Here is a 17998-nt window from a genome sequence, read left to right as displayed (position 1 = left end):
CCTCCAACGGCCCGTGATGGGGGCCTAAACGTATTGAGGGGGGAGATTTGTCAGGGGTTCATTTTTTCGCGACTTCGCGGAATGACGTGTAGCCGTTGGCGCAGCTTGTGGCGAGGGGGGCAAGCCCCTCGCCACAAGGCTGCTGCTATTACAGCGGGCGGTCACAACATCGGTTTACCGCCGGTCACGCCGTAGCGCTGGCCGGTGATGTAGCTGGCCTCGTCCGACGCCAGCAGCACGTAAATCGGCGCCACTTCCACCGGTTGGCCCGGCCGGCCCAGCGGGGTGTGCGCGCCGAAGTTCTGCACCTCTTCATCGGGCATGGTCGAGACGATCAGCGGTGTCCAGATCGGCCCCGGCGCCACGCTGTTCACCCGAATGTTTTTCGGCCCGAGCATCTGCGCCAGGCCACCGGTGAAGTTGGCGATGGCACCCTTGGTCGTGGCGTAGGCCAGGAGGGTGGGCTTGGGCATGTCCGAGTTGACCGAACTGGTGTTGATGATCGAACTGCCGGCCTTCATGTGCTTGAGCGCGGCCTGGCAGATCCTGAACATGGCGGTGATGTTGACGTCGAAGGTCATCACCCATTCTTCGTCCGGGATGTCTTCGAAGTGTTCGTGCGTCATCTGGAACGCGGCGTTGTTGACCAGAATATCAATCCGCCCGAAGCGTTCGACTGTCTTGTCCACCAGGGCCTGGCATTGCGCTTTCTGCGCGATGTCGCCGGGCAGCAGCACGCATTGACGTCCGGCCTGTTCGACCCAACGTGCGGTTTCCTGCGCGTCTTCATGTTCATTGAGGTAGGCAATCGCGACATCGGCGCCTTCACGGGCGAAGGCGATGGCGACCGCACGGCCGATGCCGCTGTCGGCCCCGGTGATCAGGGCGATCTTGCCATCCAGCCGGCCCGAGCCTTTGTAGCTTTTTTCGCCGCAGTCTGGATACGGGTCCATTTTCTTTTGGGAGCCTGGGACAGGCTGGCCTTGTTTGGGGAAGGGTGGTCTTGGGTAGTCAGTCATGGCAAATCTCCGATCTCGGGGCACAGGATTCAAAGGGTTGACCCTGATGTTTTGCCTTGAGTTCGGTTGGATTCAGGTGGGTGCACAAAACCCCGAATCCTGGCAAATCCCTTGTAGGAGCGAAGCTTGCTCGCGAAGGCGGTGTGTCAGTCATACATGTGTCAACTGGCACACCGCCTTCGCGAGCAAGCTTCGCTCCTACAGAGGGATTTGTCGTGTTGTCAGGCCTTGAGGTTGAGCAAACTACGCGCCATGCGTGCCAAGCCTTCTTCGAGCAATGCCCGTGGGCAGCCGAAGTTCAGGCGCACGAACTGGCGGTTGTTGTCGCCGAAATCCAGGCCGGGGCTGAGGCCGACCTTGGCCTGATCGAGGAAGAACTGCTGCGGATTGTCCAGCCCCAGGGCGGAGCAATCGAGCCATGCCAGATACGTCCCCTGCGGGATGTTCATCGTCACGCCCGGCAAGCGCGTGCGAACCGCTTCCACCAGGTAATCCCGATTGCCTTGCAGGTACGCCGTCAACCCGGCCAGCCACGGGCCGCCTTCGCTGTAGGCAACGCGAGTGGCTTCCATTCCCAGCGGGTTGACGCTGTCGACCATGCCGCAACGGGCATGATTGACCCGCGCACGCACCGCCGAGTCCTGGATGATCATGAAGGAGGTTTTCAGACCGGCAATGTTGTAAGCCTTGCTCGCCGACATCAGGGTGATGGTGCGCTGGGCGATCTGCGGGCTGAGCGATGCCGTGGGAATGTGCACGCGCCCGTCGAAGCACAACTCGGCGTGGATTTCGTCGGAGATGATCCACGCGTTGTGTTCCAGGCAAATGTCCGCCAGCGCTTGCAGTTCTTCCCGCGGAAAAACCTTGCCCAGCGGATTGTGCGGGTTGCTCAGCAACAGCGCGCCGCCGCCGGTCAGTGCCTGGCTCAAGGCCGCAAGCGGCGTGTTGTACGTGCCATCGGCCAGCGCGTCGAATTCCAGTTCAACCTTGTTCAAGCCCCAATGACCTGGCGCATGACGCAGCGGCGGGTAGTTCGGCACCTGGACCACGACGTTTTGTTGCGGCTCGATCAGCGCCTTCAGGGCCATGTTGAAACCCGACTCCACACCCGGCAGGAAGATCAGTTCCTCCGGCAAGACGCGCCAGGCGTATTTGTTCCAGAGGTCGGCGACGATGGCAGCGCGCAAATCGTCCTGAGGCACGCTGTAGCCGACCATCGGGTGTTCCAGGCGTTTACGCAGGGCTTCAAGGATGACCGGCGGCGCGGCGAAATCCATGTCGGCGACCCACATCGGCAACACGTCGGCCGGGTAGCGGCTCCACTTGGTACTGCCGGTGTTGTGGCGGTCGAACACCTGATCAAAATCGAAGGTCATGCTCAGTCTCATAAAAAGCGGGGTTGAACGTGGCGCCATGATAAACGCCAAGCCCCTGTGGGAGCGAGACGGTAATCGCCCAAACAACACAAACCCCTGTGGGAGCGAGCCTGCTCGCGATGGCGTCAGCTCATTCAACATCTATGCAAACTGACCCACCGCTATCGCGAGCAGGCTCGCTCCCACAGGGTTATGCGTGATGGCTGGCATTTGGGCACTGCCCGATGGTCGGTTTTCAGGCAGTCAGTTCTCCCATTGTCTAGAGTTCAAAGTGTCGGTAGCCACGCTGCCGGCACCGTGATCGTCCAGAAAAACCCGGCAAAAGTACCGGGTCTCCACCTGATCAGGAGTGCACGATGGACCTCAACCGTCGTCAGTTCTTCAAGGTCGCCGGTATCGGCCTTGCGGGCTCGAGCCTCGGCGCGCTGGGCATGCTGCCCACGCCTGCCTTCGCCGAGCAGGTACGCCATTTCAAACTCGCCCACACCCATGAAACCCGCAACACCTGCCCGTATTGCTCGGTCGGCTGCGGGTTGATCATGTACAGCCAGGGCGATAACGCCAAAAACGTCGCGCAAAGCATCATCCACATCGAAGGCGACGCAGACCACCCGGTCAACCGCGGCACTCTGTGCCCCAAAGGCGCCGGCCTGCTGGACTTCATTCACAGCCCCGGGCGCCTGCAATATCCGCAGGTGCGCAAACCCGGCAGCACCGAGTGGACGCGCATCTCCTGGGATGAGGCACTGGATCGCGTTGCCGACCTGATGAAGGCCGACCGCGACGCCAACTTCATCGAGAAGAACGACAAAGGCCAAACGGTGAACCGCTGGCTGACTACCGGTTTTCTGGCGGCCTCGGCGGCGTCCAACGAAGCGGGTTATATCACCCACAAGGTCATTCGCAGTCTCGGCATGCTGGGGTTCGATAACCAGGCGCGTGTCTGACACGGCCCGACGGTGGCAAGTCTTGCCCCGACGTACGGCCGTGGTGCCATGACCAATCACTGGACCGATATCGCCAACGCGAATCTGATCCTGGTGATGGGCGGCAACGCAGCAGAAGCGCACCCGTGCGGTTTCAAATGGGTGACCGAAGCCAAGGCGCACAACAAGGCGCGTTTGATCGTGGTCGATCCGCGTTTTACCCGGACCGCTTCGGTGGCCGACTATTACGCGCCGATTCGCACCGGCACCGACATCGCGTTCATGGGCGGGTTGATCAATTACCTGCTGAACGAGGACAAAATCCAGCACGAATACGTGCGCAACTACACCGACGTGTCGTTTATCGTCAAAGCGGGGTACGGCTTCGAGGACGGCATCTTCAGCGGTTACGACGCGGCCAAACGTGTGTATACCGACAAATCCGGCTGGGGGTACGAATTGGGCCCGGACGGTTTCGTCAAAACCGACCCGAGCCTGCAAGACCCGCACTGCGTGTATCAGCTGATGAAGCAGCATTACAGCCGCTACAACATCGAACTGGCGAGCCAGATTTGCGGTATGCCGGTTGATGCCATGCAGAAGATCTGGGAAGAAATCGCCACCTGCTCGCAACCGGGCAAGACCATGACGATTCTCTACGCGCTGGGCTGGACCCAGCACTCGATCGGTTCGCAAATCATCCGCAGCGCGGCGATGGTGCAACTGTTATTAGGCAACGTCGGCATGCCGGGCGGGGGCGTCAATGCCTTGCGCGGGCACTCCAACATCCAGGGCTTGACCGACCTCGGCTTACTGTCCAACGCACTGCCGGGCTACCTGACCCTGCCGAACGACGCCGAGCAGGATTACACCGCCTACATCACCAAGCGCACGCAAATGCCGTTGCGTCCGGGGCAGCTGTCCTACTGGCAGAACTACAGCAAATTCCACGTCAGCCTGATGAAGGCCTGGTACCGCGACAACGCCACGCTGGAGAACAACTGGGCTTACGACTATTTGCCGAAACTGGACATTCCCAACTACGACATCCTCAAAGTGTTCGACCTGATGGGCCAGGGCAAGGTCAACGGCTATATGTGCCAGGGGTTCAACCCCATCGCGGCGCTGCCTGACAAGAATCGCGTCATGGCGGCCCTGGCCAAGCTCAAATGGCTGGTGGTCATGGACCCGCTGTCCACCGAAACCTCGGAGTTCTGGCGCAATGTCGGGCCGTACAACGATGTGGAAACCGCCGGTATCCAGACCGAAGTGATTCGCCTGCCCACCACCTGTTTCGCCGAGGAGGACGGCTCGCTGGTCAACAGCAGCCGCTGGCTGCAATGGCACTGGAAAGGCGCCGATGGCCCGGGCGAGGCGCGCACCGACGTGCAGATCATGAGCGAACTGTTCCTGCGGCTGCGCCAGCGCTATCAAGCCAAGGGCGGGGCTTATCCCGACCCGATCCTCAAACTGTCGTGGCCGTACAAGATCGCCGATGAACCCTCGCCGGAAGAACTGGCGCGCGAAATCAACGGCACGGCCATCACCGACTACACCGACGCCACGGGCGCGACGATCAAGGCGAATGCGCAACTGGCCGGGTTTGGCCAGCTCAAGGACGACGGCAGCACGGCGTGCGGCTGCTGGATTTTCTGCGGCAGCTGGACCGAGGCGGGCAATCAGATGGCCCGGCGCGACAACAGCGACCCCTACGGCATGCACCAACATCAGGGCTGGGCCTGGTCCTGGCCGGCCAACCGACGGATTCTCTACAACCGCGCTTCCGCCGACCCGCAAGGCAAGCCATGGGACGAGAAAAAGCGCCTGGTGTGGTGGAACGGTAAAGCCTGGGGCGGCACCGATGTGCCGGACTTCAAGGCCGACTCGCCGCCGGAAGCCGGGATGAATCCGTTCATCATGAACCCCGAAGGCATCGCGCGGTTCTTCGCCGTCGACAAGATGAACGAAGGCCCATTTCCCGAGCACTACGAGCCGTTCGAGACGCCGATCGGCATCAACCCGCTGCACCCGCAAAACAAGAAAGCCACCAGCAACCCGGCGGCGCGGATCTTCGATTCGGTGTGGGATTCCCTCGGCGTGGCCAAAGACTATCCGTATGCGGCGACCAGCTACCGGCTGACCGAGCATTTCCACTTCTGGAGCAAGCATTGCAAGCTCAACGCGATTTCCCAACCCGAGCAATTCGTCGAGATCGGTGAAGTGCTGGCCAAGGAGAAAGGCATTGTCGCCGGCGACCGGGTCCGGGTCAGTTCCAAGCGCGGGCACATCGAAGCGGTGGCGGTGGTGACCAAGCGGATTCGTCCGCTGCAGGTCAACAATCAGGTGGTGCACCAGATCGGCATCCCGCTGCACTGGGGCTTTACCGGCCTCACGCGCCACGGTTACCTGACCAACACCCTGGTGCCGTTCCTCGGCGATGGCAACACACAGACCCCGGAATCCAAGTCATTCCTGGTCAACGTGGAGAAAGTCTAAATGGCCAGCCAAGACATCATCGCCCGTTCGGCCACCACCACCGTGCCGTCCTCGGTGCGCAACCAGGAGGAAGTGGCCAAGCTGATCGACACCACCAAGTGCATCGGTTGCAAGGCCTGCCAGGTCGCCTGCTCGGAATGGAACGAGTTGCGCGACGACGTCGGCCACAACCTCGGCACCTACGACAACCCGCAAGACCTCAGCGCAGAAACCTGGACCCTGATGCGCTTCACCGAGCATGAAACCGATGCCGGCAACCTGGAGTGGCTGATCCGCAAGGATGGCTGCATGCACTGCGCCGAGCCGGGTTGCCTGGCGGCGTGCCCGAGCCCGGGGGCGATCATCAAGCACGCCAACGGCATCGTCGATTTCGATCAGGACCATTGCATCGGTTGCGGTTATTGCATCACCGGCTGCCCGTTCAACATTCCGCGGATCTCGCAAAAGGATCACAAGGCCTATAAATGCACCTTGTGTTCAGACCGGGTGGAAGTGGGGCTGGAACCGGCCTGCGTGAAAACCTGCCCGACCGGCGCCATCGTGTTCGGCAGCAAGGAAGACATGAAAGAACACGCCGCCGAACGCATCGTCGACCTGAAAAGCCGCGGCTTCGATCACGCCGGCCTGTACGACCCCGAAGGCGTGGGCGGTACGCACGTCATGTACGTGCTGCATCACGCCGACACGCCGACGCTGTACGCCGGTTTGCCGGGCAGCCCGACGATCAGCCCGCTGGTGGAATTGTGGAAGGGCGTGAGCAAGCCCTTGGGGTTGTTGGCCATGGGCCTGGCGGTGCTGGCCGGGTTCTTCCACTACGTGCGCGTCGGGCCGCAGTTGGTCGAGGAGGATGAACTGCCGCCACTCAACGACCCGGCCGTGCATGAAGTCGATCCGTCGGTGCATACCTTTGATCCGCGTGGGGAGGACAGACCATGATCCGCAGACAGATCCTGCGCTACACCCCAAACCAGCGCACCAATCACTGGCTGGTGGCGATCCTGTTTTTCACGGCCGCGCTGTCAGGCTTGGCGCTGTTTCACCCGGCGTTGTTCTGGCTCAGCCACCTGTTCGGCGGCGGGCCGTGGACACGCATCCTGCACCCGTTCCTGGGGGTGGCGATGTTTGTGCTGTTCCTTGGTCTGGTGATCCAGTTCTTTCGGGCGAATTTCTTTATCAGCAATGACCGGTTGTGGCTCCGGCGCGTCGGGCGGGTGATCCGCAATGAAGAGGAGGGTGTGCCGCCGATCGGCAAGTACAACCCGGGGCAGAAGCTGCTGTTCTGGATCTTGTTGCTGTGCATGCTGGTGTTGCTGTTCAGCGGGCTGGTGATCTGGCGTGCGTATTTCAGCGAATACTTCGGCATCACCTCGATTCGCTGGGCGATGCTGCTACATGCCTTGGCGGGTTTTGTGCTGGTGTTGAGCATCATTGTCCACATCTATGCCGGCCTCTGGATCAAAGGCTCGGTCAGCGCCATGGTGCATGGCGGGGTCAGCCGCGCCTGGGCGAAGAAGCACCATGAGCTCTGGTATCGGGAAGTGACCCGGGACGAGCACCCTGAGCGGCCGATCAGCAAAAAAGGATAAGCCCTTTGGCAACCATTCTTGAGCCTGGAGAGATCGAAGCGGCGGCGGGTTCTCCGCCGTTCCTGCACCTGCCACCGAACAACCTGTTCGCGTTGCGGGCGCTGCGCCTGGAAAAACTGGCAGACGGGCACCCACTGGCCGATTACCTGCGGCTGGTGGCGGACCTGTGCCGCGTTCAGCAGGACCTGTTGGACAATCCACCTGACTCGGCGCCACTCGATCCCGAGCGCCTGCGAATGTGCCAGCAACACGGTCTGCCACCGTTCGCCGCCGACAGCCTGGTGCGCGAAGACACCTGGCTCGCGTATCTCGACGCCTTGTTGCAGCGGTACTCGCCACCACCAGACTCCGCCGTCGAGAAAGCCATCGCGTCCTTGCGCAATGCCAACAGCGGGCAACGCAAAGCCTGGGCGATCGCACTGGTCAGCGGCCAGTATTCGCTGCTGCCGGCGGCGCTGGTGCCCTTTCTTGGCGCAGCGTTGCAGGCCGCGTTCAGTCATTGGCTGCTGCACACGCCGAAGCTTGCGCTCAAACCCGGCGACAGCCTCAACCAATGCCCGGCCTGTGGTTCGCCGGCCATGGCCGGGGTCATTCGCCATCGCGGCAAACACAACGGTTTGCGTTATCTGGTGTGCTCGTTGTGTGCCTGCGAATGGCACGTGGTGCGGGTCAAATGCGTGTACTGCGAACAAAGCAAAGGCCTGGAATACGTCAGCCTCGATGACGACCGCCATGCCGCTAATCAGGCGCCGCTGCGCGCCGAAACCTGCCCCGGCTGCCACAGCTACCTGAAACTGCTGTACCTGGAAAACGACGCCGAGGCCGAAGCGCTCTCGACCGACCTGACCAGCCTGATGCTGGACATGCGTCTGGAACAGGAGGGTTACGTGCGCCCGGCACCGAATCTTCTGCTCGCACCGGGAGGCGATTAAGCACAACGGCTACACTCAGGCGCGACAGTTAACGTTTGCGGGAGCGCCTGATGCCTGCCAGATCCGCCAGCCCAGCCTTGCGGCTGCCTTCCATCGACAGTTTGCTGCGCCATCCGGCGTGCGTGCCATTGACCGAGCGCTATGGGCGTGACGCGCTGCTGGCCAGCCTGCGGCAGTTGCTGGATGACCTGCGCGAACCGGTACTGTCAAGCCAACTCGACGCCGTTGAAATCACCCCCGAAGTCTTGGCTGGCAGAGCGGGCGAGCGCCTGGATCTCCAGCATCGCAGCCAGGTACGCCGGGTGTTCAACCTGACCGGCACAGTGCTGCACACCAACCTCGGTCGCGCGTTATTGCCAGACGAAGCCATCGAAGCGGTGCAAAGGGCCGCTCGCTATCCGCTCAATCTCGAATTCGACCTGCAAAGCGGCAAGCGCGGCGACCGTGACGACCTGGTCGAAGGCTTGATCCGTGAGCTGACCGGCGCCGAAGCCGTGACCGTGGTCAACAATAACGCCGCTGCCGTGCTGCTGACGCTCAACAGCCTGGGCGCGCGCAAGGAAGGGATCATTTCCCGGGGCGAGCTGATCGAAATCGGCGGTGCCTTCCGCATTCCCGACATCATGGCCCGGGCCGGCGTCAAACTGCACGAAGTCGGCACCACCAATCGTACCCACGCCCGGGATTACGAGGCGGCGATTGGCCCGCGCAGTGGTCTGCTGATGCGGGTGCATGCGAGCAATTACGCCATTGAAGGCTTCACCGCCCGGGTGCCGACGGCCGAGTTGGCTGAATTGGCGCACAAGCACGGGCTGCCACTGCTCGAAGACCTTGGCAGCGGCAGTCTGCTGGACCTGACCCGCTGGGGCTTGCCCGCCGAACCCACGGTGCGCCAGGCGCTGATCGATGGCGCGGACATCGTCACCTTCAGCGGCGACAAGTTACTCGGCGGTCCACAGGCTGGGTTGATCGTCGGCCGCAAAGACTTGATCGCGAAGATCAAGAAGAACCCGCTCAAACGTGCGTTGCGGGTCGACAAACTGACCCTGGCAGCCCTCGAAGCGGTGTTGAGTCTGTACCGCAATCCCGATCAACTGGCCGAACGACTACCGAGCCTGCGCCTGCTGACCCGACCGCAGGCCGACATTCTTGCGCAAGCCGAACGTCTGCAACCGTCATTGGCGCAGGCCTTGGGCGATGGCTGGAGCGTCAGCGCAGTGGCGGCGCTGGGCATGATCGGCAGCGGCAGCCAACCGGTGGCTCGCCTGCCGAGCGCCGCTTTATGTCTGCGGCCAAATGTTTCTAAACGATTGCGTGGACGGCAATTACTGGCCCTTGAAGCGGCGCTTCGTCAATTGGCTATCCCGGTTCTGGGCCGGATTGACGACGATGCGTTGTGGCTGGATCTGCGCCAACTGGACGATGAAGTCGCGTGGCTGGCGCAACTCGATCAGTTGCAGGTGCCTGGGTGATCGTGGGCACTGCCGGGCACATCGACCACGGCAAGACGGCGTTGCTCCAGGCATTGACTGGCCAGGCCGGCGACCGTCGCCGGGAAGAGCGCGAGCGCGGCATGACCATCGACCTCGGTTATCTCTACGCCGCATTGGAACCGGGCGCTGCATTGACCGGTTTTATCGACGTACCGGGTCATGAGCGCTTCACTCACAACATGCTGGCCGGAGCCCAGGGCATCGATCTGGTATTGCTGGTAGTGGCAGCGGATGACGGCGTCATGCCCCAGACCCGCGAACATCTGGCAATCGTCGAACTGCTGGGCATCCCTCGGGCGCTGGTGGCGATCAGCAAATGCGACCGGGTCGATCCGGCCCGCGTGCAGGCCGTGCGCGAACAAATCGAAAGTTTGCTGGCGCCCGGGCCGTATGCCAGCGCGCCGCAGATTGCCCTGTCGAGCGTGACCGGGGAGGGCGTCGAGACGTTGCGTCTGGCCTTGCTGGATGCGCAGCGTGATGTGCTGCAACGCAGCACCCGTGGCGGTTTTCGTCTGGCGATTGATCGTGCGTTCAGCGTGGCCGGGGCCGGTATCGTGGTGACCGGCACGGCGCTGTCCGGGCAGGTTGCCGTGGGCGATACGCTGATGCTCGGTCCGTTGGGCAAGTCCGTGCGCGTGCGTGGCTTGCATGCGCAAAACCAGGCCGCAGAGATTGGGGTTGCGGGTCAGCGAGTGGCGCTGAACCTGAGTGCCGAGCGCTTGGCACTGGAGCAGATTCACCGTGGCCACTGGCTGGTGTCCGAGTGGCTCTACGCACCGACCCAGCGCCTGGACATCGACATGCGGTTACTGGCCAGCGAAGCCAAGGCGTTCGAGCACTTTCAAACGGTGCATGTTCACTTGGGGACGCAGGATGTCACGGGGCGAGTGGCGCTGTTGGAAGGTGCCAGCGTTGCGCCGGGTGAACGGATGTTCGCGCAAATCCTGCTGAATGCGCCGGCGCAGGTGGTCAAGGGCGATCCGTTGATTCTGCGTGACCAGAGCGCTCAACGAACCCTCGGCGGTGGCCGGGTGCTCGACCCGTTCGCCCCGACCCGACACCGTCGCAGTCCCGAGCGATTGGCGCAGCTGCAGGCACTCGCCACCCGCCATGCGCTGGAAGACGTGCTGCCTGCGTTATTGCTGAACAGCGAAACCGGGCTCGACCCGCGACGCCTGGAGCGTCAGTTCAACCGGCCGCGTGACACCTGGGTCCTGCCCGCCAATATCCGTTTGATCGATACCCGCCAAGGCCCCTTGCTGTTCAGCGCTGACCGTTGGGAAGCGCTGAAAGCGCCATTGCTGGGGCATCTGGCTCGTTTCCACCAGCTCGAACCGGACCAGATGGGCCCCGACCGGGATCGCTTGCGGCGCTTCGCCGGGACATCTTTGGATCGGCCGACTTTCATCAGCCTGGTCGACGAATTACTCACCAGTGGCGCCATGCTGGCCAGCGGGCCGTGGCTGCATTTGCCCGAGCATCAGGTGCGCTTGAGCGAAGAGGACGAAGCGTTGTGGCAACAGCTGCAACCGTTGTTCGAACAGGCCGGATTCAATGCCCCATGGGTGCGCGACCTTGGCCATGACGAAGTGACGGTGCGCCTGCTGCTGCGAAAAATGGCGAGGCTGGGGCTGGTGCATCAGGTCGTCCGCGACCTGTTCTACACCGAAGCAGTCATTCGCCGATTGGCGGCTATGCTTGTGCAACTGGCCGCGCAGAACCCGGTGATTCAGGTCACGGCATTTCGCGATGCCGTGGGCCTGGGGCGCAAGCGCAGCATCCAGATCCTCGAATACTTCGACCGGCTGGGCCTGACCCGACGCTTTGGCGACAAGCGCCATCTGCGGCTCGACAATGCCCTGGCCCAGCCATCAGGAAACTGACTTCAAGGAAGGCAATCGCGCCCGGTGGCGCGGCCGGGCTTCAAACCCGGTTGGGGACGGCATCCGTTCCCGGGCAGGTTCGACTCCGGCTGCCTTCCGCCATTTCCCTTCATAGATGCCCGAAATTCAGCGGGTACTGAACGACCACGTACACCCGGTCAATATCATCGCCGGCCTGCGCCGCATTGGCCCGATGCGAGACATGGGACAGTTGCAGCGATAACCCCTTGGCCGCGCCGGACTGCACGATGTAGCGCAGGTCGATGTCGCGCTCCCAATGCCGGCCGCCATCACCTTGTTGTGGCACGTATTCGCCGATGGACTCATCGAAAGGGTTGTAGGCGCCGCCCTTGGGCGCACGGGTGCCGTCGATCCGGCTGCCCATGACGTAACGGGTCATGAAATTCAGGCCAGGTATGCCGAAGGTGCTCAAATCGAGGTCGTAGCGTGCCTGCCATGAGCGTTCGTGGGCGCCGTTGAAATCGGCGTACTTGATCGAGTTGGCGAGGTAGATCGAGTCGCCGCCGACAAAATCGAACGGCGTATCGCCATTGATTTTTTGATAGGCCAGGGTGAAGGCGTGGGCATCGACGGTGTACTTGCCCGACAGGCTGAACGCGGTGTTGTCGATGGCGCCGGCCAGCGCTTTGCCGGTGTCTTGCGTGTGGTAGAGATTGGCGTCGAGGAACACCCCGGGCTGCTTCAGGTGCAGGTTGGCGTAGTACTGATGCCAGGTGTCGCTGAGTTCTGAGGCATAGAGCGCGCCGCCGACGGGGCGTTGGGTGAATAAGTCAGCGCCCAGAAACGTAATGCCTCCGGCTTCGGTGTTGGCGCCGTAGCCGTAGAAATTGCCTTTGCTCGAAGAACTGTCCTGGTTTTTGAACGCGGTGAAATGCCCGGCCAGCAGATTCACGTCATCGATTTCGCGGCTGTTCAATAGAAAGCCTGTGGCGTATTCCGGTTGCAAGCGTTTGTCCGCGGTGTCGAACACCGGGGTTTCCACCATCATTTCACCGAACGCCAAGGTGGTTCGCGAGGCTCTGATTTTCAGTGCGCCGCCGCCACTGGAATAGTTGTCTTCGCTACGGCCGTCATCATTCACGGGCAGCAATCCGGTCCCGGAATGACCTTTGCCGCCATCCAGCTTCAATCCCAGAAAGGCGTGGGCGTCGAGGCCTAAGCCGAGCGTGCCGGGTGTGAATCCAGATTCAAAAGTGCTGATAAAGCCTTGAGCCCACTCGGCTTTATAGCTTTTACCTGTCGGCGAAGGGGACCGGTAGTCGCTGTTGAGGTAGAAGTTGCGGCTGAGCACGTCAAGCGCCGCGCCATCCAGAAACCCTTGTGCGGGTTCATCCGCCCAGGCTGTTCCGGCGAACAGCACCGACAACCAAAAGGGCAACCGGGTACGCAGGTCTTGCTTGCCAAACTTCATCATCAATCACCACGCAGCAGCGACTGCGGAGGGTCCGCAGTCGCTCGCTTTTCAGAGGAGGACCGCTTAATGGCCTTCCGAGGCACCGAACATTGTTTTGGCGTAGATCAGGCCAAGACCGTAGGAACCACCGTTGGCAATCGAGGTTTTCACGGTTTCTTCATAGGTTTCGGTACGTGCCCAGTCGCGTTGCAGTTCGAGCAGGTATTGCAGCGAGGTCATTGGACGGGCGCCGATCTGGATCATGCGCTGCATGGCCATTTCATGGGCTTCGGTGCTGACGTCGCCACAGGCGTCGGCAATCACGTAGACCTCAAAACCCTGGTCGATGGCCGACAGCGCCGGGCCGACGATGCACACCGAGGTCCACAGGCCGGCGAGGACGATTTTCTGTTTGCCGAATTTGTTGACTTCGACGGCGATGCGCTCGTCTTCCCAGGTGTTCATGCTGGTGCGGTCGATGACGTTGTGTTCCGGAAACACCGACTTGATTTCGTCGAAGATCGGCCCGGAAAAGCTCTTCTCGGCGACAGTGGTCAGGATGGTCGAGACTTTGAAGCCGCGCGCGGCCTTGGCCACGAGGGCTGCGTTGTTGCGCAGGGTGACGGCGTCGATCGACTTGGTCGCGAAGGACATCTGCGATTGGTGATCAATCATGATCAGGGTGTGGTCGGTCGGGGTCAGCAGGGTTTTGCCGGGAGCAGCTTTGGCGATGGCCATGGCGAGGTCCTTACGGGTGAGTGAGGAGGCCATGGTTGCGCAGATTCAGGCGGGAATATTGAAGCGATGTGCTGTGTTTGGTTATTTGCGAGGACGCCAGAAGAACGGCCCCGCGCAATATCGGTCAGTGCGCGGGGCTGTCGGTCATTGCATCACATAACGCCCGGGTGCCGATTCCAGCGCCGGGAAGTTCGCGTTGCCGATGTGCGACACCGAAGGCTGACGCTCGCCGGCCTGGTCTGCCAGCCAGACAAACCAGTCATTCCACCAGCTGCCGGCCTGTTCCTGGGCATTCATGAACCAGGTGTCGGGATCCTTCGACACTCGATTGTTGGTCCAGTAATGGCGTTTTTCCCTGGCCGGCGGGTTGATCACCCCGGCGATGTGCCCTGAGGCACCCAGCACAAAGCGCTTGGTCCCGGAGAGCAATTGGGTGCTGGCATAAGCGCTGCGCCACGGCACGATGTGATCGTCGTGGGTGGCGAGGATGTACGCCGGTGCATCGATGGCGCGCAGGTTGAGCTTGACCCCGCAGCAGTCCAGCTGACCGGATTTCAGGTCGTTCTGCAGGTAGGTGTGACGCAGATACCAGCAGTACATCGGCCCCGGAAGGTTGGTGCTGTCGTTGTTCCAGAACAGCAAGTCGAGGGGGATGGGTTTCTGGCCCTTGAGGTATTTGTCGACGTTGTAGTTCCACCACAAATCATTCGGGCGCAGCAGCGAGAAGGTGTTGCCCATGTCCTCGCCCTTGAACAGGCCGATGGGGCCCTCCTGACCACCGATGGTGCGCTCGCGGTAGGCCACCAGTTGTTCGTCGACGAAGATGTCGATGGGGCCGGTGTCGAGGTAATCGAGGAAGGTGGTCAACAGGCTCACGCTGCCAATGTCCTTGTCGCCGCGCGCCGCCAGTACCGCCAGCGCCGAACTCAACAGCGTGCCGCCGATGCAGAAACCCACGCAATTGGGGCGTTGTTCGCCGCTGATCTCGCGGGTCACTTGCAGGCCTTTGATGATGCCGGTGTCGATCAGGTCATCCCAGGTGGTGCCGGCGTGCGCCTGATCGAAGTTGCGCCACGACATCAGGAACACCGGGTGGCCTTGTTGCAGCAGATGGCGAACCATCGAGTTGTCCGGGCGCAGGTCGAGGATGTAGTACTTGTTGATCGACGGCGGGACGATGAACACCGGGCGCCGGTACTGGGTTTCGCTTTGCGGGTAGTACTGAATCAACTGGAACAGTTCGTTCTCGAACACCACTTCGCCGGGGGTGTTGGCCAGATCCACGCCGACCTTGAAAGCGCCGCTGTCGCACTGACGCATCTTGCCTTCTTGCAGGTCGCTGGCCAGGTGCAACAGGCCGGTGAACAGGCTGCCGCCCTGAGTGTCGACGACGCGTTGCAAGGCATCGGGGTTGCTCGCCAGAAAGTTGCTGGGCGCCCCGGCGGCAATCGCTTGCTCCACCAGATACAGCAGACGCTGGCGGGGTTTCTTGTCTTTGATCGGCAGTTTATCGAGCAGCTTCAGCAGAAAACCGGCATTGAGCAGATAGAACGCCGCGAGGGAGCCGAACAGCGGTGTGCTCCAGTTGCCACTGGAAAAACGTCGATCTTCAAAGGAAAACGGCTGGCCGGTCAGCAGCCTCTGGCCCAGATCACCCCATTGGGTTTGATACTCGGCTTGCAGGCTTTCCAGTGTGGTGCGTGGCAGGTCAAACCACTTCTCGTATTCCTGGCCGGTGAACCAAGGATTGGTGCTCACCCACAAGCGTAATTGTTGCACTGCAAAGGAGGCAATGAACGGGACCTGGCCTGACCAGAAGGTGTTGAAGGTGTGCGCGTTATTGTCCATGGAACTCCTTGCCCACATCGGTAAACCGGGCAGAAAAAAACCGCGGTGCCGCCATTCGGCACCGCGTCAGCAGTCAAGCAAGCAGTCCTGTGATTCTTGTTATCGTTCTATGACCAGGCTGACACCTTGGCCGCCACCGATGCACAACGTGGCCAGGCCTTTTTTGCCGTCACGGCGAATGAGCTCGTGCACCAACGACACCAGAATCCGCGCGCCCGACGCGCCGATCGGATGCCCCAACGCAATCGCGCCACCGTTGACGTTGACCTTGGCGGTGTCCCAACCCAGTTCCTTGCCAACCGCCAGCGATTGCGCGGCGAACGCTTCGTTGGCTTCGATCAGGTCGAGGTCGTCCAGGCTCCAGCCGGCTTTTTCCAGCACCAGACGGGTGGCCGGGACCGGGCCGATGCCCATGATCGACGGGTCGACGCCCGCACTGGCGTAAGCCTTGATGCGCGCCAGCACCGGCAAGCCGAGGGCCTGGGCCTTGGCGGCGCTGGCCAGCAGCAACACGGCGGCACCATCGTTGAGAGTCGACGAATTGCCGGCGGTCACGCTGCCGTCTTTCTTGAACGCCGGTTTAAGGTTGCTCAACGCTTGCAGCGTGCCGCCCGGGCGCGGTTGTTCATCCGTGTCGAACACCAGCGGATCGCCCTTGCGCTGAGGGATCAGGATCGGGGTGATTTGCCCCTTGAAGTAGCCCGCTTCGATGGCGGCAGCTGCTTTCTGTTGCGAGGCGGCGGCGAAGGCGTCCTGATCTTCGCGGCTGACGCTGTACTGCGTGGCCAGATTTTCAGCGGTGATGCCCATGTGGTAGTCGTTGAAGGCGTCCCACAAACCGTCCTGAATCACGCTGTCTTGCAACTGCGCATGACCCAGACGCAAACCGGTGCGTACCTTGGGCAGCACATAAGGCGCCAGGCTCATGTTTTCCTGACCGCCGGCAATCACCAGCTCGGCGTCGCCGCAGCGGATCGCCTGGACCGCCAGTTGCACAGCCTTGAGGCCCGAGCCGCAGACCTTGTTCAGCGTCAGGGCAGGGGTGGTGAAGGGCAGGCCAGCCTTGATTGCCGTCTGGCGTGCCGGATTTTGCCCCGCGCCTGCGGTGAGCACCTGGCCAAGAATCACTTCATCAATCTGCGTGCCGTCCAGGCCGGTTTCTTCCAGCAGACGGCGGATCACCGCTGCGCCCAGTTCAGTGGCTGGAATCGCGGACAAGGCCCCTTGAAAACTGCCGATGGCGGTACGTGTAGCGGCAACGATTACGACTTCGTTCATGCGTGACCTCATTAAGATGTTGTCGAGCGGGAGCAGGGCGTCCTTGCCCTGATCGGTCTACTGCATGTTCATGCCGCCGTTCACCGAGAAATCAGCGCCGGTGCTGTAGCCCGATTCATCGGAGGCCAGCCAGGCGACGATCGAGGCGATTTCTTCGGGTTGGCCGAGGCGCCCGACGGGGGTGGCGGCGATCATGGTGTCGAGGATGTCCGGGCGGATGGCCGCGGTCATGCTGGTCTGGATGTAGCCCGGGGAGACGGTGTTGACGGTCACGCCCTTGCCGGACACTTCCCGCGCCAGGGCCATGGTGAAGCCATGGATGCCGGCCTTGGCCGCGCTGTAGTTGGTCTGGCCGAACTGGCCTCGTTGGCCGTTGATCGAGGAGATATTGATGACCCGTCCCCAGCCCTTGGCCAACATTCCTTCAATCACCTGCTTGGTGGTGTTGAACATGCCGCTCAAGTTGGTGCCGATCACGGCATTCCAGTCCTCGGGCGTCAGCTTGCGGAAGGAGGCATCCCGGGTGATGCCGGCGTTGTTGACCAGCACATCGATCGGGCCGAATTGTTCCCGCGCCATCTCGAAGGCCTTGCGCGTCGACTCCCAATCGGTGATGTCGCCGTAGATGCATTCGAACTGATAACCGGCTGCCAATTGGCCGGCAATCCAGTCGTTTTTGCGGGCGGAATCCGAGCTGCAACCGACGATGACTTTGAACCCTTCCTTGTACAGGCGCTGGCTGATCGCCGTACCAATCCCACCCATACCACCTGTGACCAACGCAATACGACCAAGCGACTTCATAAGCTCCGTTCCTCTTTTTTGTTTTGCGCTGCAAGATGGGCGATTGTTCGGTATTGGCGGGGGATGCGGAAGTGTTTGGAGGTGACGGGCTGGTGTCCAAAGGCGCCATGGCCGGTTTAGTTGCATCCGGGCGACGAATGGCCGGGAACAGTGGCGAAAAATGAGGATTACCTATACTGGGATCAATATTGGCAACGGAACCACT

At 61.6% G+C, this 17998-nt stretch carries 13 protein-coding genes and 1 tRNA gene; 7 read left to right on the top strand and 7 right to left on the bottom strand.

Features of this window, described 5'->3' with window-relative positions; all coding sequences use genetic code 11:
- Positions 1–161: 161 nt before the first annotated feature.
- A complete protein-coding gene (locus HP062_RS05425; RefSeq protein WP_010460357.1) occupies positions 162–1019 on the bottom strand; it encodes an SDR family oxidoreductase in 858 nt (285 codons plus the stop codon).
- A 221-nt stretch (positions 1020–1240) separates the two neighbouring features.
- On the bottom strand, positions 1241–2395 hold the full coding sequence (locus HP062_RS05420) for a MalY/PatB family protein (RefSeq protein ID WP_083376736.1): 1155 nt from the start codon (positions 2393–2395) through the stop codon (positions 1241–1243).
- A 356-nt stretch (positions 2396–2751) separates the two neighbouring features.
- On the opposite strand from HP062_RS05420, the gene fdnG reads away from it, so the two are divergent.
- The 7 genes from fdnG to HP062_RS05385 all read left to right on the top strand — a co-directional run bounded on the left by fdnG (position 2752) and on the right by HP062_RS05385 (position 11813).
- Complete coding sequence (fdnG, locus tag HP062_RS05415) at positions 2752–5817, top strand: formate dehydrogenase-N subunit alpha (protein ID WP_154911692.1); 3066 nt, start codon at positions 2752–2754, stop codon at positions 5815–5817.
- Positions 5818–6753 carry a formate dehydrogenase subunit beta gene (gene fdxH, locus HP062_RS05410; protein ID WP_172791011.1) on the top strand — a complete coding sequence of 312 codons (936 nt, stop codon included), beginning with the start codon at positions 5818–5820 and terminating at the stop codon, positions 6751–6753. It abuts the gene before it with no gap.
- Complete coding sequence (locus tag HP062_RS05405) at positions 6750–7403, top strand: formate dehydrogenase subunit gamma (RefSeq protein ID WP_010460348.1); 654 nt, start codon at positions 6750–6752, stop codon at positions 7401–7403. Before fdxH ends, HP062_RS05405 begins: the two co-directional genes overlap by 4 nt.
- A 5-nt stretch (positions 7404–7408) precedes the next feature.
- Complete coding sequence (fdhE, locus tag HP062_RS05400; RefSeq protein WP_077748482.1) at positions 7409–8335, top strand: formate dehydrogenase accessory protein FdhE; 927 nt, start codon at positions 7409–7411, stop codon at positions 8333–8335.
- Between the two features lie 50 nt (positions 8336–8385).
- Positions 8386–9807, top strand: coding sequence for an L-seryl-tRNA(Sec) selenium transferase (gene selA, locus HP062_RS05395; RefSeq protein ID WP_172791010.1), 1422 nt, complete (start codon positions 8386–8388; stop codon positions 9805–9807).
- Positions 9804–11711 carry a selenocysteine-specific translation elongation factor gene (gene selB / locus HP062_RS05390; protein WP_172791009.1) on the top strand — a complete coding sequence of 636 codons (1908 nt, stop codon included), beginning with the start codon at positions 9804–9806 and terminating at the stop codon, positions 11709–11711. Before selA ends, selB begins: the two co-directional genes overlap by 4 nt.
- Before the next feature lie 6 nt (positions 11712–11717).
- Positions 11718–11813, top strand: a tRNA-Sec gene (locus tag HP062_RS05385).
- A gap of 7 nt (positions 11814–11820) precedes the next feature.
- On the opposite strand, the gene HP062_RS05380 is transcribed toward HP062_RS05385, so the two are convergent.
- The 5 genes from HP062_RS05380 to phbB form a co-directional block, all read right to left on the bottom strand.
- On the bottom strand, positions 11821–13143 hold the full coding sequence (locus HP062_RS05380) for an OprD family porin (protein WP_083376741.1): 1323 nt from the start codon (positions 13141–13143) through the stop codon (positions 11821–11823).
- 66 nt (positions 13144–13209) lie between these two features.
- Entirely contained in the window at positions 13210–13863 is a 654-nt protein-coding gene (locus HP062_RS05375; RefSeq protein WP_010460339.1) for a hydrolase, read from the bottom strand.
- Positions 13864–14007: 144 nt separating this feature from the next.
- Positions 14008–15711 carry a class I poly(R)-hydroxyalkanoic acid synthase gene (gene phaC, locus HP062_RS05370; protein ID WP_172791008.1) on the bottom strand — a complete coding sequence of 568 codons (1704 nt, stop codon included), beginning with the start codon at positions 15709–15711 and terminating at the stop codon, positions 14008–14010.
- A 99-nt stretch (positions 15712–15810) separates the two neighbouring features.
- A complete protein-coding gene (locus HP062_RS05365; RefSeq protein WP_172791007.1) occupies positions 15811–16989 on the bottom strand; it encodes an acetyl-CoA C-acetyltransferase in 1179 nt (392 codons plus the stop codon).
- A gap of 57 nt (positions 16990–17046) precedes the next feature.
- Positions 17047–17793, bottom strand: coding sequence for an acetoacetyl-CoA reductase (gene phbB, locus HP062_RS05360; protein WP_010460332.1), 747 nt, complete (start codon positions 17791–17793; stop codon positions 17047–17049).
- Between the last annotated feature and the right edge of the window lie 205 nt (positions 17794–17998).

This window comes from Pseudomonas sp. B14-6 (assembly GCF_013260315.1).
Lineage (GTDB): Bacteria > Pseudomonadota > Gammaproteobacteria > Pseudomonadales > Pseudomonadaceae > Aquipseudomonas > Aquipseudomonas mandelii.
The sequence above is the reverse complement of the archived record's forward strand: the minus strand, read 5'-3'. Positions and strand labels throughout refer to the sequence as shown.